This is a genomic window from Robertmurraya sp. FSL W8-0741 (genome assembly GCF_038004005.1).
Lineage (GTDB): Bacteria > Bacillota > Bacilli > Bacillales > Cytobacillaceae > Robertmurraya > Robertmurraya siralis.
Window position 1 is genome coordinate 4,490,231 of record NZ_JBBOQG010000001.1, and the last position, 25,476, is coordinate 4,515,706.

The following is a 25,476-nucleotide window of genomic DNA, read 5'->3' on the forward strand; positions in this document are numbered from 1 at the left end:
GACGCACTCTCCCTCTATTTTTTCCCAGTCATTGCCCAAATAGCGATAGCGGTTTCATTCCCCGGATTAAAAAAGCTATGTGGGAGTGTACTATCAAAATAGATACTATCTCCCACTTTTAGATGATGCTTCTCATCCTCAACTGTGACAACGATTTCTCCCTTCATGATATAACCACACTCTTCCCCGCTATGTGCTAGCTGCTTTAGATTTTCTGTATGAAACGGTTCTACTTGCAGTTCAAAAAATTCCATTTTTCGAAGGGAAGAGCTTCGAGTTAATAAGCGATAAATCACATTAGGGTGCAACATTTTCACTGTTTTTTGTTGTTCTTTTTTTATTACTTGGACAGAGCGATGCTCAATATTTTCAAAAAAAGAAAAAATTGGAGTTCCTAAAACATGACTAACCTTCCATAAAGTATCTAAAGAGGGGTTCGCTTGACCCCTTTCAATTTGTGAAACCATGCTTTGACTAACTTCAATTTTTTGAGCTAGTTCCTCAATGGTAAGTCCTTTCTCCTTACGGATATTACGAATTTTTTGACCAACTACAGTCGATGGAAAATTTGAATTTTCTGTCATCTATTACCTTCACCTCCCACTTGACCGAGATAAAATTTAATGGCCCATTTAAGCAATTTCGGAAAGACCTCTGTTGAAAATTTAACTTCTAAACGTTCCGTACTTTTATGTGCGTCCTTTCCGAACGGGCCGATGTTGATTGTGGGAACATTAAACTCTCTAATCGCTGCGATCGGGATATTATATCCATTCCCGAGCAATGGCATATTTTCATAGATGGCACTAAGTGATTCTTGATCATTAAGCATTCGACAATAACTGACATCAGATAATCCGTTAAAAAAAGGTTTTACTTTAATTTTTTCCTGAAACTGTGTTTCGCTTTCTTCGATAATAAAGGCAACCATTTTTGAAATACGCTCTTCCTGCTTTGTTGTATAGTTCAAATAAACATGGGGGTAATACGGCGGTGCAAGCATTATTAAATAAAATGGGGCCTCATGGGCAAAGTAATTCATCAGTTCAACAGCTATATCCACAGTTTGCTCACGAAAATCTTTTTCCTGCTGATTGGCTATAATTCTCTCTAACGATTGAACAAACGGACTTCCGTAATCTTTCTGCCCTCTTTCATACAGCTCAGCAAAGGTAAACACAGACGGTCGAAAAGCTCTCTCTTTCGTTTCATCGAATGCCAAATTATACGTTTGATATTTTTCCACAACTTTTTCATGAATCGATGCTGCTGATTCTGAAGCAATTTCCTTAATTGTTTCCACAATCTCGTTTGGCGTCCTTTGAAGCGTCAAGACATTATATAAGGCATATGCAACACTTGGAGTTTGGACATTGTATTGCTCCTTTAAATCGGTCACCTTCAAACAAGTTGGCAGGGGGCTGATCTCTTCATCCTTTTTATCTACTAGCTTGTTTGACAGTTCCATTCTCGTTACTAAATCAGCGACCATCCAACCTGCATTTAAACCTTCCAACGGTTCACCAACATGCGTTTCTTTGCCAACACACATGATCAAAGGCAACAGTTTTCCAACCGATCCTGTATAAATATACTTTTCCTCGCACCCTGGTTCAGAGGCAAAGCTTGGTTCCGAACATATACAAAGCTCATATTCCAACTGATGTGTTTCTTTTAATGTATTTAAAAAAGGAATGACAGCAAACATGCCTTCAGAATTGCGCTCTTCATCAGGAGAAGCTATTAAAAGCAGATTTCCAGAAAAATTTTCCTCGTCCATAAGCTCTGAAAGAACGGCAATTTGTCCCGCAAGACCCGCCTTCATATCCATAATCCCTCTAGCAAACAACCACTCACCACTGGAAAGATCTTCAACCACTTCAGGATCAAAAATCCTTTCGTTTTTTAATAGCTTCGTATAGGCTTCTGGAGCAAAAGCATGTTCTTTTAAATTACCAAAATCCTCGACCCCGACTACATCGAAATGACTTAACAGCACCACTGTTTTACTAGAAGGACTCCCCTTCCCTCTAAAAAGCGCAACTACATTTTCCCTGCCAAGGGGGTCACCTTCAATCGGAACTTTCATTACATTTTCAGGATTTTCTTGAAAATAAGGAAGCTCCAGCAGAATTTTGCAGATTTCGTTAGCCATCTCTACCTCACCGGCAGTATTAGAAATACTAGGAACTTGAACGAGACGTTTGATTAACCTTTCAATATCTGTTGAGCTGACATATGTCACGTAATCCATTATATCTACTCCTTAAAGACTATATAGTTTAAAATACAACATTTCCAGTACAATTCCAATTATTCATTATTTTCAAAATTTAATAGACATTTTAGGCAATTATAAACTATACTTATAAAAACTACAATGTTTTTAATATTTATTAGTAGGAGGGAGCTAATGACTAAAGTAACGATACAGGGAGAACGGTGGTTTCCAGCGGAGGAATCCTTCTCAGACGAATTGCCTAAACTTTGGGGAGACTGGTATTGCGATTCCGAGACCGGCAAGCTTAGAGATGTTTTGATGAGAAGACCTGGAAAAGAAATCGAGATCATTTCAGAGAATAATTATTCAATATATCGTTGGAAAGCTCCAATGAATGTTGCCAAAGCACAGAAACAACATGATGAGCTAGCAAACATATATCGACAACACGGCGTAAATGTACATTATGTTGAAACGCAAAGAGATGATCGACCGAATGCTCTATTCATGCGTGATCAAGTATTCATGACGCCTGAAGGTGCGATCGTCTGTCGCAACGGAATTTCTGCCCGTCGCGGGGAGGAGCGATTTACAGCGGAAGCACTTGGTCGTCTCGGTGTTCCAATAGTAAAAACGATCAATGGGGACGGTTGGTTTGATGGAGCATGTGGAATGTGGATTGATCGTGAAACGGTCATTATCGGCACGGGAGCTAGAGCAAATAAAAACGGAGCTGAACAAGTAGAGTCAGAATTAAGAAATATGGGCGTCAGTCATATTATTCGCTTTGAAATCCCCTATGGCCATGCTCATCTTGATGGATTAATCAATATTGCTGACAAAAAAACGGCTGTATTGTTTCCTTGGCAAGTACCTTATGATGTCGTGAAACAATTAATAGATAGGGATTTTACAATTATTGAAGCGACAGACCTTGAAGAAATTAAGGTAAAAGCTTCTATTAATTTTGTTGCCCTCGAACCTGGTAAAATCGTTATGCCGGCTGGATGTCCAGATACAAAGTCGAAGATGGAAGCTGCCGGCATTACGGTTATTGAAACGGATATGAGTGAAATATTAAAAGGCTGGGGAGCGATTCATTGTATGACTGCTTTTCTAAATCGAGATCCAATTAACTAAAATTTGCTGAAAAGGTGCTGAAATAATATGAAAAAAATATCAATGATTCTCATAATCATTTTTGCTGTAATTCTTGCAGGCTGTACGAAGGAAGCTAGTAATGGAGAAACTGTTCCATCTACAATTGACAATGTTTTAAAAAATAAAAAACTCGTCATTGGAACAGCTCCAGGCTATTTCCCTTTTGAAATGATTGATTTAAATGGGGAGTTTATGGGATATGACGTAGATACGGCCAAGGCCATTGGCGAAGCATTGAACGTTGATGTCGAGTTTAAACAATTTGGTTTTGATGGATTAATTCCTGCTCTTCAAACAGGTGAAATTGATATGATCATTGCCGGAATGACTATTCGTGGTGATCGTGCCTTAGCTGTCAGTTTCGCCAACCCTTATTTTACAACTGGACAAGTATTAATGCTACCAAAAAGTGATACGACAACAAAATCATGGGAGGATTTAGATCAAGCGGGAAAGAAAATCGCTGTATCACTCGGAACTACAGGGGCGTTATTGGCGAAGCAATTATTTAAAGAAGCGACAGTTGTAGATTTCGAAGATTTTCCAGCAGCTTCATTAGCGTTAGTGCAGGGACAAGCAGACGGAATCGTCTATGATGAACCAGGTGTTCGCACATATGAAGCAATGAATGCGAATAGTGTTCGCGGTGTATACGATTTAATTTCAGCAGAAAATCTCGGTATCGCTGTAAGACATAATGACTTAGAAACCGTACAATGGTTAAATTCATTTTTAGAGTCGTATAAAGGTAGTCCAGCAGAATTGGAGTCTTTTGAAAAATGGTTTAATAGCGCTGACTGGATGAATGATGTAAAAGAAGAATAGAGAGCTATAAATTTTAGATATCTAGGGGGAAGAATGGATGTATCAGCCAGACTGGAGTGTCATTCCTCAGAATATGGGCCTATTTTTGGAAGGGATCTTACTCACATTGGAGATCTCGGCTCTAGCATTGGTCATCAGTATTCCAATTGGGATTATATTAGGATTATGCCGTATTTCAAAAAACAAAATCATTTCGTTTTTAGCAACTACTTACATTGAAATCATGCGAGGCGTTCCACTCCTTGTCCTCCTTTTTTGGATATTCTTTGTAATGGGCAGATTTTTGCAGCTTGGGCCATACTGGTCCGCGATTGTCGGATTGGCCGCATTTTCCGGAGCATTCGTTGCAGAGATTGTCAGAGCGGGAATTCAATCAGTGCCTCGCGGGCAAATGGAGGCAGCTCGTTCTTCAGGAATGTCCTATGTCCAAGCAATGAGACTAATAATCTTACCGCAAGCATTTCGAAAAGTATTACCACCTTTAGCATCACAGTTTATTATTTTAATTAAAGATTCATCACTCGTTTCCGTTATTTCTGTAGTCGATTTGACATTAGTAGCGAAAAATCTAGTTGCCACTTCCTTTCGTTCTATAGAGGTTTGGACATTTGTTGCAGTATTGTATTTCATAATGACCTTCACCCTCTCGCAAATCATCCGATTTTTAGAAAAGAAATATAACTCATATGATTAACAGAAAAAGAGGTGAAGCAAAATGATTTCAATCAAAAATGTACAAAAACGATTTGGAGATAATATTGTTCTTGATGATATTAATTTAGAAATTCCCCAGTCAAACGTTTTTGCGTTAATCGGCCCAAGTGGCGCCGGGAAAAGCACACTAATCCGGACAATCAATGCCTTAGAAGGCATTGAGGAGGGTGAAATTATTGTGGATGGAAGCTCCATCCATCATAAGCAAACAGATATTAACAAGGTGCGTACAGAGATTGGGTTCGTTTTCCAATCATTTAATTTATACCCATTTCTTAGCGCTCTGGATAATGTCACCATTGCACCTATCAACGTAAAGAAAATGGGGAAACAGGAGGCACAAGAAAAAGGAAAACAACTGTTGGAATCGCTGGGGCTTGGCGATAAAATCAATTCCTATCCATCTCAGCTTTCCGGAGGGCAGCAACAAAGGGTTGCAATTGCCCGTGCTCTCGCTATGGATCCAAAGGTCATGTTATTTGATGAACCAACCTCTGCTCTCGATCCAGAAATGATTAAAGAAGTGCTGGATGCGATTCGAGGCTTGGCGAAGTCTGGAATGACCATGATTGTCGTTACACATGAAATGGGATTTGCACGGGAAATGTGCGATCAAATTGTTTTCATGGCCGATGGAAAAATCGTTGAGGTTTCTCCGCCAGACAAGTTTTTCACAAATCCCGACTCGGAAAGAGCTAAAAGCTTTCTATCAAAAGTATTAAATCATTAATGTCCAAAACCCGGCAGTCCGGTTAAATACGGTTAACTCACAATTCGGTGCAAAGCTTGCAGAGAAGTCATCACACTGAAGAGGATATGCATTTTCGACAATTTAATTAATTAATTTTTCATCATTTAAATTCATTGATAAGAGAGGCGATAAAATGCCAGTTACACAAAAAGTCACTGTCCAAGGTGAACGGTGGTTTCCATCAGAACAACCCTTTTCTAATGAAATAAAAGAACTTTGGGGAAATTGGTATTGTGATTCAGAGGTAGGAAAACTTAGAGCTGTTTTAATGCATCGACCAGGAAAGGAAATAGAAGGAATCACCTCGGAAAACTTTCATGATTTTCGTTTTCGAGCCCCTATCAATCCGGAAAGAGCACGAAAACAGCATGATGACTTAGCTAATGTTTATCGCACACATGGTGTAGAAGTTCATTATATCGAGGGACAGCGTACAGATCGACCTAACGCCATGTTTATGCGTGATTTAATGTTTATGACACCGGAAGGAGCAATCGTATGTCGACCTGCCATTCCAGCCAGGCGCGGCGAAGAAAAGGCAGTTGCCAAGACACTTGCTTCATTAGGCGTCCCAATCATCAAAACGATTAATGGCGATGGTTATTTTGAAGGGGCAAGTGCCATGTGGATCAACCGTGAAACTGTCATTATCGGCACCGGAAGCCGTACAAACGAATCAGGCGCATGTCAAGTAGAAACCGAGCTGCGCAACATTGGCGTGAAAAATATTATCCGCACGCAAATTCCATACGGTTCCATCCACCTAGACGGTTATATGAATATGGTAGATAAGAACAAGCTTGTGATTTTCCCATGGCATGTAACCTATGATTGTGCGAAACAACTGCTCGATCTCGGAATCGAACTAATTGAATTTACCAATATTGACGAACTTAAGCTGGGAATGGGCTTGAACTTTGTAGCCCTTGAACCGGGAAAAGTCGTCATGGTGGCGAATAATCCTTATACAAAGCAGCTATTAGAGCAAAATGGAATTGAAGTCGTTGAAGTGGTACTTGATGAGTTATTAAACGGCTGGGGTGCGATCCACTGTACAACCGCTTTTCTCAATCGAGATCCGCTAAAGCCATAATGAAGAAAAATCGTTCCCTTTAACCAAAAGCCTGTTGCCACCAAGTAAAGAAAAATCAGGGTACTGACTTAGCTTATGGGCTGACATTTCAAGGAGACAAGCTGCTTACACCAAACATTTTTGGAGTTAAAACTTGGCTTTGTAATAAGCGGGTGTTGATTTTTGTTCATTTCGTGTGAAGTCAAGGCTCTAACGAAATAAGCCCCGAAAAATATTTTATCAACAGTATGGATGAACTTATAAAGAAGGCATTTGGAAGTACAAAAACCACTTCCCAAATGCCTTTTTTATTACCTATCCATTTACAAGTTTTGAGCGAAGCTTATTCGAGATAAACTCAATAATCAGAATGAGGATTACTAAACCGATTAAAATAGATCCTACTTGCTCCCATTTATAGCCTTGCATCGCAAAAATGAGTGGAGCCCCGATTCCACCCGCTCCAACCAAACCAAGAATAGCCGCTTCACGCATATTCATATCAAAACGGTAGATCATAACCGATAAAAAGATCGATGCCAACTGCGGAATAATGCCGTAACGGATTTTTTCGAATGTTGTACAGCCGATAGAAGTCATTGATTCCAACACTTTCACATCTAATTCTTCAATCGCATCGACGTATAATTTAGCTAGCATCCCGATGGAAGTAATACCTATTGTTAATACACCTGCAAAAGGTCCCGGCCCAGTCACCCTGATAAACATCAAGCCATACACTAGCGCAGGAACAGTACGAATGAAAATTAACAATAAACGAATTATCCAAGAGATTGGCTTTGGAACAATGTTGGAGGCAGCCAAAAACGCCAATGGCACCGCTAAAATAGCCCCCACGATTGTTCCTAATAGCGCAATCGCAAAAGTTTCCCACAATAAATAGATAACGCCTTTATCTGAAAGATTAAACAAAAAGTCTAAATCTGGGTTTAAAAGTCCACCAACTATATTAGAGGCAATCTTCATGCCATTACTGTCCAATTTAAGACTAAATTCAGTTACAGACCACGCCAGCAAAATCACCACGATTGCCACAACTGTAAGGACGTAACGATGATTGCGAGGTGCTTGCAATAACTGTTTTTCTATTGTCGTCATACCCCGAACTACTCCTTTAAATTAACTTTTTCCTAAAGTGCTCACTAATGGTCTCAATCGTGTAAACGGTAATGACTAACATTAAGACGATCATCCCTAGACTTGAATAATCGCGCCAGCCGATCGTTTCATTAATCAATTTGCCAATTCCTCCTGCTCCAACATAACCAAGAATGGCTGCGTATCGAACATTTCCCTCAAAACAAAACAGAGATGTGGAGAGATAGCCAGGCAATATTTGCGGTATGATTGCATAACGAAATGCTTCAATTCTCGTCATACCAATTGATTCCATCGCTTCAAATGCTCCCATATCGACATTTTCAATCGCTTCATACATTAATTTTCCCACATAGGAAATCGTGAACAGAAAAATAGCAACCGTCCCTGCTGTTGCAGGCAAATCAAAAACATATGTTGCAATTAATGCTGTTACAAGTGTTGGCATTGTCCTAAGTAAACTAAGAACGGTCTTACATACCGCTACAATAACCCTATTTTTTATAATATTTGCAGAGGCAAGTAAAGCAGCAGGCAATGCAATCAATGCCCCTGCAACAGACCCAAATAAAGACATCTTAAGTGTCGACATCAGTTCCGGCCAAATACCATCAATATAACCCCAGTTCGGCTTAAGCATCTCTTTAATAATGATAAAAAACTCAGAAATACGTTTAAATAGAACTTCAAAACTAAAGCCTGTTACTTGAGCAGAGTAGTAAACCGCAATCATGACAATGAGCAGAATGAGCGGGGTACGAGATCTTTTTTCTAATACGACTCTGCCATTCGATAACTCAATTTTTTTCGGAGGAAAAATTTTATCATACATGTGCATGACTCTCCTCTAACGCAGCTTTCAATTCTTCAATGTTGCCACTATAAATTTCGTGGAGAATCTCATCCGTAACCTTTGCGGATTCACCATCAAAAACGACTTCTCCTTTTCGAATGCCAATGATGCGATCGGCATACTCAAGCGCTACTTCAACATGGTGAATATTCATGATAACAGAGATATTCAACTCTTGATTGATTCTCTTAAAATCATCCATCACTAGCTTTGATGTTACCGGATCTAACGAAGCAATCGGTTCGTCCGCTAAAATAATGTCAGGATTCTGAGCCAATGTACGAGCCAAGGCTACACGCTGTTGTTGTCCGCCTGATAATTGATCGACACGAACATACGCCTTGTCAAGAATGCCTACTTTATCTAACGCCTCAAGAGCCTTCCTTTTTTGTTCCTGTGTATAAAGTCCGGTTATCTTGCGCCATAACGGATTATCTGGAACAAAGGAGACGAGAACATTTTTAAGGACGGTTGTTCTCGTAACAAGATTAAAAGATTGAAAGATCATCCCGATCCTTCTACGAAAACGGCGAATTTGTTTCCCTTTTAGATTAGAGACATTCGTTTCATCTACATACAGTTTGCCATCTGTTATATCATGCATGCGATTAATACAACGAATCAGGGTCGACTTTCCTGCACCGGACAAGCCAATAACCGCAACGAATTCACCTTGATCAATTTTTAAGTTGATATTTTCCAATGCTTTTGTTCCATTTGGGTAAACCTTTTCAACATTAATAAACTCTATCATGGGTAATTCTCCATTCTTTGAAATGTCTCACATTCATCATAAACGTGAAAAAGTGAGAACATCCTTAAATATGATGTTCTCACATGTATATAACCTCTCACTCATCGCAGTTTACTATTTTAAATTCTTTAGAAATTCTTGTGCATCTCTTTCGCCATCGTAATTAGAGCCTTCTGCTTTTTGATAGCCTTCATGACTGTAAATAGCAATTACTTCTTTTCCTGCTTCTGTTTGAGCGATGTTGATGAATGCATCTTGAATTGCCGCTTTTAAGTCATCTGTCATGATTTCAGAGTTTTTACTTATGGAAACCGTATCGTTAAAAATCGGTTGTGTCACACCAATTACATTAGTCTCGTCCCAGATTGTCGCTTCACGTGCGAAATCAGTTGTCCATTTATCAACATTGTCGCGTCGTGCATCTGCGTATCCAACAACAATATCCACTTGTTCTGCTGCTAATTTCGCAAATGAGTCACCATATCCATTAGACTGAACAGCATTGTCTATATCTGTAATGCTCTTGCCGAACTTATCTTGTAACCATAAAGTCGGATAAATATATCCAGCCGATGAAGACGTTGATTGTACAGACCATCTAGCAGTCTTTAAATCTTCCCAAGTTAACTCTTCACCATTGTTTACCTTTTCTGCAAGCTCTTGTCCTTTTTTAGAAGGACCCGCAATGATAATACTGCGATAGTAAGTTGCTTGCTTATCTTCCAACCCTTCCGTTGGCTTATTCTCATTCCAATCCTTTGGATTTTCGGAGTCATTTGATAAAGCGGCACGCGTTGCAGTTAAAACCACTTCAGCACCATCATCATATAATACATACGTTCCACCTGGAATTAACCCGACATCCGTGGTACCTGCTGAAAGAGCTTCTCCAACAGCTTCATATGTTGTACCAACATTAATATCTACATTTTTTACATCATAGCCAAGATTGCCCAGCTCTTCTTTTAAAAGCTCTTTGAGTGGTTCAGTCGCTGTTACAATTTCTTCTGGATCACGTGACGGTACGAAACTTACTTTGAGTGTATCAATACTAGTATTTTCTGAAACTGCCTCGGAATCACCATCCGTGTTCCCTTCATTGCTCTCCGTTTCATTGTTTGAACTACAGCCCGCAATGATTGCCATAAGCAAAGCTAGTCCAATTAAAAATCTCAGTTTGTTTCTCATTCATTTTTCCCCCATCGTTTCACTAATTTTGATTCAAACCACTTGCAAGAAAAAGTATAGCATAAATAATATTAAACTATGTAAAGTATTTGTAAAAGTTGTTATCTTTCGAAGTTTCTTGTCGTTTTTTGTTTTTTGGAGATATAATGAACTAAGAAATAAATGAAAAGGACCGTTTTAAATGAAAATGAATGAATCGTGTGAATTGGTTATACTTGAGACAAGCGACATCCACGGTAATATATTCCCGATAAATTATGGCAATCAAAAGAAATCAAACTCAGGCTTTGCAAAAATTGCCCATCTTGTTAATGAAGAAAAGGAAAAATTCGATTATACGCTGCTCATCGATAATGGAGACGTTATCCAAGGAACTCCATTAACCTATCATTACGCAAAATTTCTTTCTAATAAAAGAAATCCGCTGATCAGCATCTTAAATCACCTCAAATATGATGCGGCTGTCATTGGCAATCATGAATTTAATTATGGAATGAAGTTGCTAAAAGAAGCTGTGCAGCAATCTCATTTTCCTTGGCTATCAGCCAATATCATCGCGGAAGAAAATAATAAACCCGTATTTGGCCCTCCCTATTTTATAAAAGAATTCCCCAATGGATTAAGAGTAGCTGTTTTAGGAGTTACTACCCATTACATTCCAAATTGGGAAAATCCGAATCATATTGAAGGCTTACTGTTTATAGATACATTTGAAAGTTTAAAAAAATGGGTTCGGTTTTTAAAAGAAAACGAAAAATTTGATCTACTTGTTGTTTCCTATCACGGTGGTTTTGAAAGAGATATAATCAGCGGGGAAGCAACGGAGTCTTTAACAGGAGAAAATCAAGGTTATGAAATTTGCCAAGAAATCGAAGGCATTGATGTTCTCTTAACAGGCCATCAGCATCGCACGATCGCTACTGAATTAAATGGGGTAACCATCGTACAGCCTGGATTTAATGGTCAAGCTTTAGGGAAGGTCGTCCTTCAATTTAAGCATAATAATGAAAAATGGCAAATCGTCAGCAAGTCTGCTGAATTAATAAAGGTCAGTGAGTCTACCCCTGCTGAAAAAGAGGTGCTAGCATTGGCAGAAGAGTTTGAACAAGAAACGCAAAGCTGGCTCGATCAACCGATTGGTGAAATTGTGGGCGATATGACGATCACAGACCCATTTCTTGTGAGAACCGGCGATCATCCACTGATTGAATTTATCAACAAAGTACAAATGGATGCGGCTGGTGTCGATATTTCCAATACAGCTCTATTTCATAATGAGTCACCAGGTTTTCCCGAGCACGTGACGATGAGAGATATTGTTTCCAACTATATTTATCCAAACACCTTGAAAGTAATTCGTATTTCTGGTCAAGATATTAAGGATGCTTTGGAAAAATGCGCTTCCTATTTTACTTTAAATGATAAGCAAGAGATTGCTGTTAATCCTTCTTATATTGAACCAAAACCTCAGCATTACAATTACGATATGTGGGAGGGAATTGAATACGTTTTAAACATTTCAAAGCCTATTGGCTCACGTGTTCAATCACTTACTCGTAATGGCGAACCGCTTAATCTAAGCGGACAATATGAAGTTGTCATGAATAACTACCGTGCTGGGGGAGGCGGCGACTTCGAAATGTTTAAAGACAGACCTGTTATAAAAGAAATTCAAACAGATATGACAGAGATACTTGCCGACTATTTTTTAAAAAGAAAAACCGTTGCAGCTAGCTGCGATCATAATTGGAAAGTAATTTCCTAAAACATAATGGCATTTCGGAGTTGTTTTCCAAATGCCTTTTTTATTACGCACCTGACTGAGAGGGCAAAATATTACGTGACTCAATAGGAACAGGATGAAAGGGAGATTCGTAATGAATATTGAAAAGATAAAATACTTCATCGATCTAGTTGAGTGCAAAAATTTTACTGAAACCGCAAAGAAGAATTTTGTCTCACAAACAACAATAAGTCAACAAATCGCATCACTTGAAAAAGAATTCAACACGCAACTAATTGATCGAAAACAGATTCCGATAGAACCGACAGAAGCTGGTTGGTTGTTTTACAGTGAAGCCCTTTCTATTTGGAAGCAGTTTAATCATATGAAAACGAAGATGGCCTATTATCACAAAGAAAAGAAACATATGCTATCCATTGAATATTCAGCTATCACCGATATGGAAAGTTTATTAAAGTTCATTCCTTCTTTTAAAGAAAATTACCCCAATATTGAACTGGAATTAAATAAAGTGCTGTTGAAGGATATTTCCGATTTTTTGAAAAAGGGGACCTTTGACATCGCCATCGCTTTTGACTCCGCTTTTAAAGGGAAGAATGATATACAAACCTATCCAATCTATCAAGGGCAGTATTGTGCCGTTTTAAGTCATCAACACCCTCTGTTCCAGTACACATCTATCTCAAAAGAGGAACTCTATCATTACCCACTCGTGATGTTAAGTCCAGCGGCAATTGGTGATTCCTATCATTTAATGCTTCAACATGCATTACAGGATGGGTATGAACCCCATATTATACGAACGGTTGATGATGTCGAAACAGAGCTTTTCCATATTATAACCGAAAATTTAATTGGCTTCTTTCCAGATAATTATCAACTACCTTATGCCACTGAAGAAGTTCGATTAATCCCAATAGAGGATTCTCACCATACATTTAAAATCGAGATAGGCTATTTAAAGGATAATCGCAATCCTGCCTTGCAACCATTTCTCCAGCAAATGTATGATTCGTTTTCCCAATAGGGAATGCGCTTTTTCTATTAGACTTTGCTCAATATTTCACATAATATATAATTGTAAGGAGATTTAAAAAGGAGTGTGTGGAAGATGGGTAAACTATTATTAACTGGCGTCGATGGAAATCTCGGTAAGCAGGCCGCAGCCTATTTATTAGACTTAGTAGATAAGGATCAAGTAATCTTTTGTGGTTATGACCCGTCATCATTAAAGCAATATGAAGAGCAAGGTATTGATACACATGTAACCAATTTTAATAAACTTGACGGTCTTGCTGAAGCATTTGCCGGAGCTGATAAAATTGCTTTAATCTCTATGCCATTTGTAGGGGTAAAACGGCAAAAGGCGCATAAGAATGTCGTCGATGCCGCCAAAGCGGCAGGAGTCAAGCAAATTATTTATACATCATTAGTAAACGCGACAGATGACACCAATCCAAGTGTTGAAAAAATCGATCATGCCTATACAGAAAACTATATTAAAAGCGTTGGCCTAGATTTCATTTTTCTTCGTAATTCCCAATATGCAGAAGCAATGATTACAAACTACTTCACCTTCGTCAAGACAGATGGAGTATTGAAAAACAGCCAAGGCGATGGAAAAATGGCCTATATTTCTCGAAAGGACTGCGCTAAAGCAGTTGCCCATGCCCTCGCAACTAACGATTATCATGAAGCGATTTTAAATATTAATGGTCCAGAATTATTAACCATTACTGAGTTTGTTGCCGTCGGTAATGAAGTTACTGGCCACAATATCAGTTATCAAGAAATTACTGATGAAGAAAACTATCTTATTTTTGATGCGATGGGCGTGCCGCGAACAACTGACGGTATCTTTAAAGAAGACTCAGAAGCCCCGTTCTCTTCTGAAGGCATGGTTACTTTCGCACAAGCCATTCGCCTAGGGAAAATGGATCAATTTACCGATGACTTTGTAAAGCTTACAGGTCAACAACCAATAACGGTTAAATACATGTTTGAGCACTCTGATGATTTTCAAGTTGGAGAGCGCCATTCAAAAGATAATTAACATAATGACTCCCCAAAAGCTTTTACTTTCGGGGAGTCATTTATAAAACCGATGGATGCTCCTCTGTTCATTCCGAAGCAAAGGTGATCTTAATGATTAAACTGTCATCCTCCAACTTGACAAGTGCAACCAATTTTCTTTTTCCTTATAATCAGGCATGATTTTCCCAACAAGTCGCCAAAAGGAGCGGTCATGGTTAAGGTGAACCATATGACACATCTCGTGGACAACCACATAGTTGATTACCGCTCGCGGCGCCATTGCCAGCCTCCAGTTAAAGGTTAGCCTGCGATTGGAATCGCACGTTCCCCATGTTTTTTTACTGTCCGTGATTTGAATAGACCGTGGCTTTGTTTGGAAGTTACCTTGATAAACGGCAATACTTTTTTCCACTAAAGCTTTGCATTGTTGGTAGTAAAATCGTTTTAGAGCTTGCTTAATTTTCTCTGCATCACGCTGCTTCACGTAAATATGTAGTTTCTCTTCCTTAAACTCGACCCGTTCATTCATATCTTCAAAGATTTGAATCGGATAGGAATTGCCTAGATAAAGAAAACTTTCTCCATACTCATAAGTCTTTTCTTCTTGTCCGCGAAGCCGGGACTCCATCTCCCTTCTTTTCCCTTGAATCGTGTCCCAATGCTCCTTTATTACCTGACGCACTTTCTCATCAGATGTCCCCTTTGGTGCATGGACTTCCACCGCTCCATACCCATCCATTTTGATGGCGATCGATGGACGATTCTTGTATTTAATTTCAATATAAATCGATTCACCTAAGTGCGTATATATCATATAATTTATCCCCTATATCGAACAGTCAACCCTCTTAAAAATTTCCTCGCAAAATTATCTCCACATTGCTTATAATTTTTATGTCCTTCTTTTCTCAATAAAGCTCCAAGTTCTCCTTTCGTCACCCTAATTCCTCCTTCATCGAAAATATCCAGCATCTCCTCGGTCGTTAATGCTAAAGCAATTTTCACTTTCTTTAATAAAAGATTATTCATATTCGTATGGTTACGAATCGGGGTCTCTTCCTTTACAGGCTGACCAGGTTTTGGTTCTTGTTTTCCCCTTTTAAAAATAATGAAGCCATTAAGAAATGAATCCAACATACGGTTATCACATTCAATATGCTCTTCACTTGCTTCTGCAAAATCGTCTGTTCTCGTTAAAATCTTGACGACCTCTGGAACGGTTACACTCATTCCACCCAGTTTAAAAATTTCTGCCATTTCTTTGTTTTTTAAATCCATCGCAAATCTCAAACGAATTAATATATCGTTATTATCCATTATTGAACCTCCTTTTCGGCATCAGTTCCAAAACACTGATTTCCATGTTTGCGTTCTTTGTCGCCCTCATTTATTTCTTGTTAAATATAATACTTTTTAGTGATATAATCCATATTTCATTATTCCTTGTAAGCGGCAACAACGTAAAAAAGCCTGCTATATGCAAGCTTTTTTATAATTTATTGTTCGTCATCTCAACATCCTTTTCAAAGATGTTACTATCCTGCATGAGTATCAGTAAAAATATCTAACTCCATAAACTGACGACATACACGTTTTTTATACACAATCGAAAAAGGTACTATATTGTAGGTTATTTTTATTCAAGATTGCTATGCCTATTAAATGTCTCATCTTCATCAGCTTGAGTTATCTTTGAATATAAGTAGCAAACAACATCCAATATAATATGAACACTTTGGTCAAATAGCGAGCCCAGTGGCTGAATTGATTCTACATCATCATTTGTGCGATACTTTGTCACAGCCGGGACGTTCACTACAAATGATGCATGCAATGCAAGCTCTGAATTGGGAGCAGTTGTAATAGCAACCACTTCACACCCTAAAGAACTTGCTTTTTCCGCGGTCCACACAGCACTTTTTGTTTTCCCTGAACCAGAAACAGCAACCAGGATATCCTCCGCTTCAATCGATGGTGTTGTTGTTTCTCCAACCACAAAGGCATTTGCTCCTAAGTGCATTAATCTCATCGCAAATGATTTAGCCATCAAACCAGATCTTCCTTCGCCTATGACAAAGATCCTTTTACCCTTTGCCAAAAAAGCTGCAAGCTTTTCTAGTGAATGTTCATCTACATTCGTCATAACACCTTGTATTTCATCTAAAATTAATTGGATCGTTTTCATTCTGTCAAAGCCCCTTTAAGAGTTCTTTAAATCTTTTGGCAGTTTTTTCTGGTTTAGAGGAATTCGTAATCGCTGATCCAATAATCGCAATTTCCAGTTTTTTATCAACTAGCTGATCTACAGAATCTGTGGTAATTCCTCCCGCAACAGCATAGCGAATCGACCAAACGTTATCCAAATGAGAAAATGTATTTCTTTTTCCCGATATTTCTTGTTCATCTTTACTTAAATGATCACAGAAAATCACATTTGGATTACTTAATGAAAATAATTGGTTTCTTTTATTTTCCGTGGTATTCAATAAATCCACCATGACTATCTTTTGTTTTTTATTTGTTATTTGCAAACACTTTTTTATAGTCTCTATAGAGGATACTCCCATAACAGTAGCTATATCTGCACCCGCATCAAAACATAAATTAAATTCGTACTCGGCATTATCTATTGTCTTAATATCCGCAACAACTCGCTTATGGGGATATGCATTTTTTATTTTCCGAACACTCTCTATACCGTACTCTTTGATTAAAGAAGTTCCCACTTCAATTAAATCAATATACTCCTCTGTTTCTTTGACTATGGCTAGTGCATCCTCTATCGTTACTCGATCCAGTGCCAATTGAATATCCATATTTACACCTCTAACCAAACCGATTTATAACGTCTATAAATTAGACAGCTTTCAAACTATTTTGTTCTAACTATTCTAGAGGAATCTCTAATTAATAATTGACAATTATATACAACATCCTGTAACTCTGAATTTTCCTTTTCTATAAGGGATAATAGCATTTGAGCAGCTTTTTCACCCATTTCATATGAAGGCTGAGCAATGGTTGTAACTGCCGGTGTCACTAAGTGTGCGAACGGAATATTATCAAAAACAGCTAAAGAAAAGTCAATTCCAATCTTTAGCCCGTTTTCCTTTGCGAACTCAAGAATTTCCAAAAAAACCAAATCGTTTCCAGCGATCAATGCAGTTGGTGGATTTTTCTTTGCGAAAAGCAACTTAAGTTGACTATTAATATCTTTTGTCTCAGCGCGAATAATAAAATCTTCATTTAATTCCATCTCATTTTCTTTAATCGCTTTTCTATATCCATTAACCCGTTCAATTCTAGTTGATATGGTTAAAGGTTGAGTCACAATCGAAATTCTTTCATGTCCGTATTCAATAAAGTGCTGAATAATCGCTTCTGTCGCCTCAGAATTATTTACTTTTACAGATGGTATATTAACATCATCGACTTTTCGATCCATAAAAACAACAGGATAGCCTGATTCAACTAAATTCTTGTACAAATCAAGATTTTGTTCAGTTGGGAAAATAATTAAACCATCTACCTGTTTTGCCTGTAGCATTTCGATATATCTTCTTTCCTTTTTAGGATCATTGTCTGCATTGCATAAAATAGCATGAATATCATGTTCAATAAAAAAATCCTCTATGGCTCTACTTACTTCAGTTGAAAAATGATGTACAATATTTGCCACAATGATTCCGATCATTGATGTACGCTTTTGTTTTAGACTCCTTGCTAAATAATTTGGCTTGTATCCAAGCTGTTCGATCGCCTTTGCAATTTTTTCCCGTGTTTCTACACTCATATATTCAAAGCGTTTATTCAAAAATTGAGAAACGGTACTTTTAGATACACCTGCTTTTTTTGCTACATCTGCCATCGTTACTTTTTTCATTAAATTACCCTCTTTTTATAAATGACTACATAAATTGTATCTATTATGTTAGTTTAATTCCAGTTTTTCGAAAAATATAAAACTGATAACTTTAACATTGTAATCATTAATCCAGAGGGGTCATTCGAAACAGTAAAGCGATAACGGCTTATTAGAAAAAAATACTCCTAAGAGTATTTTTTTACTATTTTACTATGACCGTAAACAGCCTTTCTTTTCCATTTTTCAAACCCGATATATGTTCTATGCTGTCAATTTTTTCTGTATTGGTTATGACAATAGGTGTTATACAACTAGAGGCTTTCTCTTTAATTAAATCCAATGAAAATTCAATTAGGGGATCGCCAACCTGTACACGCTCACCCTCATTTACCAAAACCGCAAATCCCTCGCCCTTCATATTAACCGTCTCCAATCCAATATGAATAAGGAGCTCTAACCCACTATCTGAGCGAATTCCTATTGCATGTTTGGTTGGAAACACATGAATGATTACTCCATCAACCGGAGATGATACGCGACCTTCACTCGGTTCAATGGCCACCCCTTCCCCAAGCATCTTTTTTGAAAAAGTTGGGGCCGGTACTTCCTCAAGCTTTAACAAAGTGCCTGATAATGGTCGATAAATAATTTCCTCTATTATTTTCACTTTTCTCATACCAAACATTTGTTTAAACATGTAAATCCTCTTTTCTTCCGTTCTACTCTCTTTATCAAGTTCATTTCTCTGTTTTGCTCACATCTCGGCCTTCATGAAAACCCGGACCACCTGCTGCCATAAACCCTTTACTGTGGCCCTCTTCACCCTCAGCAATCCAGAAGGAGTAAATTCTAGCATTATCTAGATAGAAACGAATTTTTATTATTTTATTTTTTAATGCCTCGAGGTTCTTATTTTTCCATTTTATTTGAACCTTTGTACTATCTCCTGTTACTGGAATACAGTCTGCTTTACTGTATCCTTCTATAACATTCGAATGTTCATCAAGTATCTCTGCACAAACAGATCCAGCTTCACAAGCAACATTAACAAATAAATGATTACCATCAAACTGGAGTTTTGTAGTTAACAGTTCTCCTCCGTTCCCTTTATCACTTAAAGAAACAAACCCATCTCTTCTAAGCTTTGCTAAGCCTAAATTCCCTCCTGCATATTTGTGAGAACCTAATTTAGGAGATACTCCTGAAAAACAGGAAAAATAAAAATAGATTTCATCCTCTACAACTAGACATAAACCATTTACAGGATGGGCATATCCATAATTCCAACTACCCTCTTTTCGAGAAGAGGAAATGAAATTTTCATATGAAGGTCTATGCCAATGAAAGCCATCTCTACTATAGGCTAACTTCAGATCGTTAATTTTCGGAGTTCCTTTTTTTCCACTTATATCATTAGGAGGCCCCATGAAAACGCTGAAGACACCTAGCATCAAGCTTTCATACGGCGTAGCACTAACATCATAAAGCTGTGTATAATACCCCATATCTTTATCAGGTCGATCATAAATATCTGTTCTTGTCCAAAAAACAATATCATCCTCGGTCCACTTCGTACCTTTAATAAAGTGATCGGTTTCATAATACCCTCTAGTTCTAATTCTTCGATCTAGAGAAGAAAATGTTCTCAAGCTGAAAGTCCATTTGTTAGTGAAGGGATTATAATAAAAGCCCGTATTATCCCCACAATGTCCTACTGTGCCACATTCCTCCCAATCAATACCGTTAGCTGATTGGAACAATACTCCTTTTTCCTCTGGCGGGATTGAATCAGGATCATCGTGTGCATGCTTTGGTTTTTCATGATAATACTTAATCTCAAAGTCAAATTTACGGAGAAAGACAAACATTTTATACCTTTCATTGCGATTTGTTGCATGATAATCAATCCAGACTGCTGCCCCATCTCTAATCGTTCCAAATTCATGGGGAAGGACGCTCTCCGATTCCCGCTCTGGATATAATTCCTTTAACCTTTTCCAATTCAGACCATCTTCACTTTCTGCATAACCTACACCATTAAACCAACCGGCATGATACCACATTTTAAACTTATTATCCTCATCATCGTAAAAAATCCCATCATTAAATGGACATGCACAAGGATAATAGCCACCATTCATTTCCAAAGGAGTCTTCGGTTCGAAGATTGGTTTCTCGCATACTTTAGGTTGATGAAATTCCCTCGATAAATTACTCTCTTCAATCAAAAAGTCATCTACAAATAATTGTCTGCCGATCTCAATATTGACAATATCCTGTTTTTCTTTTAGATAAGGAACTTCTAAAGGCTTGTCCAATGTTTTCTCCTCATACTTCGGTGGCCATTGCTCCGGCAGTTCTAAATTATTATATAAACCATTATTTTCTCCCTCCCGGCAAATAATTGGATGATTATTCTTCAGATTTATAGAAAAAGTATGTCAAAGTAAAAGCCACACCCAAGCCAATCAACAACGCGATAAAATACGTGAGCAACTGACCATTTAAATACAATAACATTCCAGGGATAACCGTTATCGCCATTCCCGTTGCTTTTAAACCAACGATTGAAGAGAAAATTCCAGCAATTCCTCCACCGATACAGCCAAATACAAATGGCTTAATAAGCCTTAAATTAATTCCGAAGATCGCCGGTTCAGTAATTCCTAAAAATGCCGGGATGGTTGCAGACATATATAAGGATTTTTTCTTCTTATCCTTCGTTTTTAATACGACTGCCAATGCTGCCCCTGCTTGAGCCGCAATTGCTCCTGAGACGAGTGCGTTAAATGCGTTCGCACCTGTTTGTGCCAATAATTCGATTTCTAATGCTTTAAAAATATGATGAACACCGGTAATAACAATGACTTGTTGTAGAGCACCAATAATGGCCCCACCAATACCTAACGGAAATGTTAATAGCACTTTGAAAGAATCAAGAATAAAAGCTTCTATCACATGCATTAGTGGTCCAATGATGAGCAATCCGCTAACAATACTAATTAAAAGAGTTAAAAATGGTGTAATGATTAAGTCTAATGTATCCGGAACAATTTTTCTTAATTTTTTCTCTGTTTTTGCCGCTAAGATAGCAATCACTAAAGCTGGTAGTACTGATCCTTGATAGCCTGTCACGGGTATTGATAAGCCAAAAATTGATAATAGGATAGGTTCTGCTGCCCCTTGTGCAACAGCATTTGCGTTCGGAAGCTGAGGAGCTACCAACATTAATCCAATTATAATACCAATAACCGGGGAGCCTCCAAACTTCCTCATTACTGAATAACCGACTAATGCGGGCAAAAAGGCAAATGCAGTATCCGTTAATACTTGGGTGAATGTTAATAACGTTGGATCAAATTCAACCCCTAAATTCATAATAAATCCCCGTAATCCCATAAATAAACCAGTTGCTACTAGTATTGGGATAATCGGGATAAATACATCGCCAAGAGTTCTTGAAATTTTTGCCAACAGACTCATGTTTTTATAAACTTCTTCTTTATTATTATTTTCTAAGCTTGAATCACCATTTACAAACGCATCATACACTTTATTGACAAATCCAGTACCGAGTATAATTTGAAATTGACCAGCTGAGAAAAATTGCCCTTTTACTCCATCAATATTTTCAATTGCTTTCTCATCAATAATTGTTTTGTCAACCAAAACAAGTCTTAATCTTGTAGCGCAATGCTCAACTGATTTGACATTTTCTTTCCCACCAATATATTTAATAATTTCACTAGCAACCACTTGTTCTTTCATCTCTAGCCCTCCCATTCTTTATTCTCATTTAGTGCACAATAACCGTTTAACTCGTATACATTGCCATAAAATCATCTAATTGCTGTTTTGTTGGGTAACCATTATAGTCTCCATACGATTGAACCGCTAATGCTCCAATAGCATTCCCTCTTCTCACAGACTCATAGATTGATAAATTTTCGAATAAAGCACTAATAAATCCAACTGAAAACCCATCCCCTGCTCCCACTGTGTCGACTACTCTCTCTACAGGAAAAGAATCCACTTGACCTTCCTCATGACTAGTCTTATAAAAAGTTCCTTTCTCACCCAATTTAACGATAACCGCCTCTACCCCTTGATCCAAATAGAAAGAGGCAATATCTCTTGGATGTTCATAACCAGTTAAAATTCGTCCTTCCTTTAATCCTGGAAGAACAAAATTGGACTTAAAAGCAAAATCATTTACAACACTAATCATTTCTTGTTCTGAATTCCAAAGCGCAGGACGCAAATTGGGGTCAAACGAGATGGGAATCCTTTTCTTTAATACACTGCGAACAATACAACTAGCAAATTCTTTAGCATATTTTGAAATTGCTAACGGAATTCCTGTTAAATGGACATGACTTGAATTTAAAAAAAAGTTTTCTTTAAACTCTTCCTTTCTCATATAACTAGCAGCGGAACCTTTCCTGAAATACTGTACTTCTGGATCGCCGACAAGAACTTTTGATTTTATTTGGAAGCCAGTGGGATATTTATCATCTATTACAACACAACTAGTGTCAACGTTTTCATTTTTAAGACGCTCCATAACAAACTTTCCAAATGAATCATCCCCCACTTTACTTGCCCAGCCGCTTTTTAATCCAAGGCGTGCTAGACCAATTGCCACATTAATTTCTGCTCCGGCAAGTTCTCTATAATAACGAGAGACTTCATGTAGTGGTCCTGGTTCTTCTGCAATAAACATCGCCATTGCTTCACCAAATGTGGTTACATCCAAATTCGTCAAACTAAATCGCTCCATTCTATAATACTTTTGCGCAAATAATCGAAAATAGCTTTTTTCTCCCCTTCCATTTGATAAATCGGTTTACTAAATCGGTTTAGTAATCTTATCGTAAATTATATGTAAGCGTTTGTCAACCGAAGATTTCAGAATTTTTCCTCATGGGCACTTTATGAGGACATAGTTTACGTTTCGCTAAGGTTTTTGTCCTCATGAAACCTTTATAAGGACAAACTTTGCTTCTTTTCTGCTTTCTTTGTCCCCATGAACCCCTTATGAGGACACAATTTGCTTCTTTTTAGCTTTCTTTGTCCTCATGAACACACCCTTTTCGCACACATGCTGTTTTGCTTATTCGCGATTTTTATTAATTAGTGAACAACAAGCAAGCAAAAACCCTCAAAAGTGAACTGCCTCCCAATTGTTAGACATTATCTAACAATTGAGAGGCAGTTCAAACCTGGGGGTTTAGGATCAACTTAGTGCTGCATTTTAGTCTCGTACTATTCTTTTTCAATTGCTTTTAAACGAGGCGCCTCAAAAAAACGGTAATGCAAATCTTCAGTCACTTCAAAAAAATAAACTATCATAATGATCGAGCCAACTTTTTTAGTCCTTGGAATTGGCCAGTGTTTGGAAGAACAGTCATTGCAAAACTTAGAAAAATTAAGCAATCTGCGCAAGCTTTATAAGGAACAGCTGCCAAAGTTAAAATGACAGGCAAGGCTGAAGCTGGATTCGCGAGTTCACTATAATGGATGAAGTACTTTCTCATCAGCTTAGAGGCCGCTGATTTTATGGAAATCAACGGCCTCTAAGCTTAAACTTATGAATTTAAGTCTGAGCGCAACATCCCGTACACAATACTGTCTGTCCACTCACCTTTATTCCAATAATCCTCAATAAAATGGCCCTCTTTGCGCATGCCTATACGTTCACACAACATTTGTGATGCTGTATTTCTTGCATCAAGATTGGCTTGGATACGATGCACTTTAAATTCAGTAAATAATCTTTCCACTAAACCACGCACCGCTTCAGTGGCATAGCCCTTTCCTGATGCTGCACTGGCAAAGCTATATCCTATTTCAACTGTATCCTTCATCCCTGTATACCATACAGATAAATCACCGATAACCTTTTTATGGCAAACAACTGCCAAGCTTAAACTAGATTCTTTTGTGAGGACATTATTGTTCAGCTTTTTATTAAATTCATCCTCCTTATTTTCAGCAGTCCACTTGTCATGCAAAAGGTATCTACATGTTTCCTCGTTATTGTAAATGGTAAAGACATCGTTTAAGTCATTATGGTTAAACAACCTAATTATCAGTCTCTCGGTTTTAAATTCCAACCAAAAACCTCCCTTAACGGTCAATTTAATTTTTGCCAAGTTGCTTTTAGCTCTTAAAATTCCTCGTAGACTGCAGGGTCTTGATTGGCAATTCTACCATCTGGGTGTGATAATGCTGAAATGCTCGCCATTTCTTCTTCATTAAGGACAAAATCAAAAATAGAAATATTTTCGAGTTGCCTTGTCGGCGATGCTGATTTCGGTATTGAAATGGCTCCAAGTTGATAATGCCAACGCAACACCACTTGAGGAATCGACTTGTTATAGCGATCAGCTATCGCTTGAAGTGTATCAATTTTTAAATCCTTCAGTCCTCTTGTAAAAGGACTCCAAGACTGGGTTGCGATGTTTTTTTCCTCATGATATTTTCGTTGCTCGGCTTGATTAAAAAACGGGTGCAGTTCTATTTGATTGATGCTGGGCTTTACACCTGTTTCTTTTTCCAATCGTTCAATATGCTCTGGGAGAAAATTACATACTCCAATTGAGCGGATCAAACCCCATTTTTTCGCATCTATTAGTGCTTGCCATGCCTCTACGTATTGATCTTTACTAGGATTAGGCCAATGAATAAGGTATAAATCATAATAATCTAATTGAGCTCGATATAATGATTCTTGAATAGCACTGACTGCCTTTTCGTATTCATGATAGCGACCAGGTAATTTGGAGGTGATTCTTAGCTCTGATCTTGGAATAGAACAGCGTCTAACTGCTTCCCCCACTGTTCCTTCATTTTCATAATTATAAGCTGAATCAAGAAGTCGATAGCCCTTTTCAATCGCACTTTGAATTGAAGCAGCACCACTACTCCCTTTAAGACTGTATGTACCAAGACCTACTATCGGTATTTTCAAACCATCATTAAGCGTTATTTCTGGAATTCGACTGCTCATTTTCAAACACTTCCTTTCTTCGATTACTTTAAAAATAGCATACTGCACTGAAATAATCACAGCACTTGTCTTGAGGAAAAAAATCCGCTCAAATAAAAAGCTCCATAAAGTAGCATGCCAACTACTTTATGGAGGTCCAACGGTTTGCTTTTAAATTTCAATT

The 25,476-nt window shown here is 37.9% G+C and carries 25 protein-coding genes; 8 read left to right on the forward strand and 17 right to left on the reverse strand.

Annotated features, from left to right (window positions below; genetic code table 11):
- Nucleotides 1-14: 14 nt before the first annotated feature.
- Both NST02_RS21910 and NST02_RS21915 read right to left on the reverse strand, forming a co-directional pair.
- Nucleotides 15-584, reverse strand: a complete 570-nt coding sequence (locus NST02_RS21910; protein WP_340949795.1) for a helix-turn-helix domain-containing protein — start codon at nucleotides 582-584, stop codon at nucleotides 15-17.
- Entirely contained in the window at nucleotides 581-2,254 is a 1,674-nt protein-coding gene (locus tag NST02_RS21915) for a M20/M25/M40 family metallo-hydrolase (protein WP_340949796.1), read from the reverse strand. The genes NST02_RS21910 and NST02_RS21915 overlap by 4 nt, the downstream gene beginning before the upstream one ends.
- A gap of 159 nt (nucleotides 2,255-2,413) precedes the next feature.
- Between NST02_RS21915 and NST02_RS21920 the strand changes: the two genes are divergently transcribed.
- The 5 genes from NST02_RS21920 to NST02_RS21940 all read left to right on the forward strand — a co-directional run bounded on the left by NST02_RS21920 (nucleotide 2,414) and on the right by NST02_RS21940 (nucleotide 6,765).
- Nucleotides 2,414-3,361, forward strand: coding sequence for a dimethylarginine dimethylaminohydrolase family protein (locus tag NST02_RS21920; protein ID WP_340949797.1), 948 nt, complete (start codon nucleotides 2,414-2,416; stop codon nucleotides 3,359-3,361).
- A 27-nt stretch (nucleotides 3,362-3,388) separates the two neighbouring features.
- Entirely contained in the window at nucleotides 3,389-4,207 is an 819-nt protein-coding gene (locus tag NST02_RS21925; RefSeq protein WP_095308883.1) for a transporter substrate-binding domain-containing protein, read from the forward strand.
- 37 nt (nucleotides 4,208-4,244) lie between these two features.
- On the forward strand, nucleotides 4,245-4,901 hold the full coding sequence (locus NST02_RS21930) for an amino acid ABC transporter permease (RefSeq protein ID WP_095308888.1): 657 nt from the start codon (nucleotides 4,245-4,247) through the stop codon (nucleotides 4,899-4,901).
- 21 nt (nucleotides 4,902-4,922) lie between these two features.
- Nucleotides 4,923-5,651, forward strand: coding sequence for an amino acid ABC transporter ATP-binding protein (locus NST02_RS21935; protein WP_095308893.1), 729 nt, complete (start codon nucleotides 4,923-4,925; stop codon nucleotides 5,649-5,651).
- A gap of 154 nt (nucleotides 5,652-5,805) precedes the next feature.
- Entirely contained in the window at nucleotides 5,806-6,765 is a 960-nt protein-coding gene (locus NST02_RS21940) for a dimethylarginine dimethylaminohydrolase family protein (protein WP_137743000.1), read from the forward strand.
- Between the two features lie 294 nt (nucleotides 6,766-7,059).
- On the opposite strand, the gene phnE (NST02_RS21945) is transcribed toward NST02_RS21940, so the two are convergent.
- From phnE (NST02_RS21945) to NST02_RS21960, 4 genes are all read right to left on the reverse strand, one after another.
- A complete protein-coding gene (phnE, locus tag NST02_RS21945) occupies nucleotides 7,060-7,863 on the reverse strand; it encodes a phosphonate ABC transporter, permease protein PhnE (protein ID WP_095308904.1) in 804 nt (267 codons plus the stop codon).
- 16 nt (nucleotides 7,864-7,879) lie between these two features.
- The gene (gene phnE, locus NST02_RS21950) at nucleotides 7,880-8,695 is read right to left on the reverse strand and encodes a phosphonate ABC transporter, permease protein PhnE (protein WP_095308910.1); all 816 of its coding nucleotides are present in this window, start codon (nucleotides 8,693-8,695) and stop codon (nucleotides 7,880-7,882) included.
- The gene (phnC, locus tag NST02_RS21955) at nucleotides 8,688-9,470 is read right to left on the reverse strand and encodes a phosphonate ABC transporter ATP-binding protein (RefSeq protein ID WP_095308916.1); all 783 of its coding nucleotides are present in this window, start codon (nucleotides 9,468-9,470) and stop codon (nucleotides 8,688-8,690) included. Before phnC ends, phnE (NST02_RS21950) begins: the two co-directional genes overlap by 8 nt.
- Nucleotides 9,471-9,584: 114 nt before the next feature.
- Complete coding sequence (locus NST02_RS21960; RefSeq protein ID WP_095308921.1) at nucleotides 9,585-10,658, reverse strand: phosphate/phosphite/phosphonate ABC transporter substrate-binding protein; 1,074 nt, start codon at nucleotides 10,656-10,658, stop codon at nucleotides 9,585-9,587.
- A gap of 181 nt (nucleotides 10,659-10,839) precedes the next feature.
- On the opposite strand from NST02_RS21960, the gene NST02_RS21965 reads away from it, so the two are divergent.
- The 3 genes from NST02_RS21965 to NST02_RS21975 all read left to right on the forward strand — a co-directional run bounded on the left by NST02_RS21965 (nucleotide 10,840) and on the right by NST02_RS21975 (nucleotide 14,455).
- Nucleotides 10,840-12,423 carry a bifunctional metallophosphatase/5'-nucleotidase gene (locus tag NST02_RS21965; RefSeq protein ID WP_095308927.1) on the forward strand — a complete coding sequence of 528 codons (1,584 nt, stop codon included), beginning with the start codon at nucleotides 10,840-10,842 and terminating at the stop codon, nucleotides 12,421-12,423.
- A 112-nt stretch (nucleotides 12,424-12,535) separates the two neighbouring features.
- Complete coding sequence (locus tag NST02_RS21970; protein WP_095308934.1) at nucleotides 12,536-13,429, forward strand: LysR family transcriptional regulator; 894 nt, start codon at nucleotides 12,536-12,538, stop codon at nucleotides 13,427-13,429.
- Nucleotides 13,430-13,513: 84 nt separating this feature from the next.
- The gene (locus tag NST02_RS21975) at nucleotides 13,514-14,455 is read left to right on the forward strand and encodes an NAD(P)H-binding protein (RefSeq protein WP_095308941.1); all 942 of its coding nucleotides are present in this window, start codon (nucleotides 13,514-13,516) and stop codon (nucleotides 14,453-14,455) included.
- 96 nt (nucleotides 14,456-14,551) lie between these two features.
- Here NST02_RS21975 and NST02_RS21980 read toward each other — a convergent pair whose 3' ends face one another.
- The 11 genes from NST02_RS21980 to NST02_RS22030 all read right to left on the reverse strand — a co-directional run bounded on the left by NST02_RS21980 (nucleotide 14,552) and on the right by NST02_RS22030 (nucleotide 25,313).
- Nucleotides 14,552-15,250: a M48 family metallopeptidase gene (locus NST02_RS21980; protein WP_212934217.1), complete on the reverse strand. Its 699-nt coding sequence runs from the start codon at nucleotides 15,248-15,250 to the stop codon at nucleotides 14,552-14,554.
- A gap of 5 nt (nucleotides 15,251-15,255) precedes the next feature.
- On the reverse strand, nucleotides 15,256-15,753 hold the full coding sequence (locus NST02_RS21985; RefSeq protein ID WP_095308945.1) for a YehS family protein: 498 nt from the start codon (nucleotides 15,751-15,753) through the stop codon (nucleotides 15,256-15,258).
- A 319-nt stretch (nucleotides 15,754-16,072) separates the two neighbouring features.
- Nucleotides 16,073-16,621, reverse strand: coding sequence for a 6-phospho-3-hexuloisomerase (hxlB, locus tag NST02_RS21990; protein WP_095308947.1), 549 nt, complete (start codon nucleotides 16,619-16,621; stop codon nucleotides 16,073-16,075).
- A gap of 4 nt (nucleotides 16,622-16,625) precedes the next feature.
- A complete protein-coding gene (gene hxlA, locus NST02_RS21995) occupies nucleotides 16,626-17,252 on the reverse strand; it encodes a 3-hexulose-6-phosphate synthase (RefSeq protein WP_095308949.1) in 627 nt (208 codons plus the stop codon).
- 56 nt (nucleotides 17,253-17,308) lie between these two features.
- On the reverse strand, nucleotides 17,309-18,319 hold the full coding sequence (locus NST02_RS22000) for a LacI family DNA-binding transcriptional regulator (protein ID WP_095308951.1): 1,011 nt from the start codon (nucleotides 18,317-18,319) through the stop codon (nucleotides 17,309-17,311).
- Between the two features lie 184 nt (nucleotides 18,320-18,503).
- Entirely contained in the window at nucleotides 18,504-18,998 is a 495-nt protein-coding gene (locus NST02_RS22005) for a PTS sugar transporter subunit IIA (protein ID WP_340949803.1), read from the reverse strand.
- Between the two features lie 40 nt (nucleotides 18,999-19,038).
- Nucleotides 19,039-20,619 carry a hypothetical protein gene (locus NST02_RS22010; RefSeq protein ID WP_340949804.1) on the reverse strand — a complete coding sequence of 527 codons (1,581 nt, stop codon included), beginning with the start codon at nucleotides 20,617-20,619 and terminating at the stop codon, nucleotides 19,039-19,041.
- Between the two features lie 94 nt (nucleotides 20,620-20,713).
- Nucleotides 20,714-22,069 (reverse strand): PTS transporter subunit EIIC, encoded by a 1,356-nt coding sequence (locus NST02_RS22015; protein WP_095308957.1) that lies wholly within the window; start codon nucleotides 22,067-22,069, stop codon nucleotides 20,714-20,716.
- A 46-nt stretch (nucleotides 22,070-22,115) separates the two neighbouring features.
- Nucleotides 22,116-23,066, reverse strand: a complete 951-nt coding sequence (locus NST02_RS22020) for a sugar kinase (RefSeq protein ID WP_235879410.1) — start codon at nucleotides 23,064-23,066, stop codon at nucleotides 22,116-22,118.
- Nucleotides 23,067-23,889: 823 nt separating this feature from the next.
- A complete protein-coding gene (locus tag NST02_RS22025) occupies nucleotides 23,890-24,417 on the reverse strand; it encodes a GNAT family N-acetyltransferase (protein ID WP_095308960.1) in 528 nt (175 codons plus the stop codon).
- Nucleotides 24,418-24,470: 53 nt separating this feature from the next.
- Nucleotides 24,471-25,313 (reverse strand): aldo/keto reductase, encoded by an 843-nt coding sequence (locus NST02_RS22030; RefSeq protein ID WP_095308962.1) that lies wholly within the window; start codon nucleotides 25,311-25,313, stop codon nucleotides 24,471-24,473.
- Nucleotides 25,314-25,476: the final 163 nt, after the last annotated feature.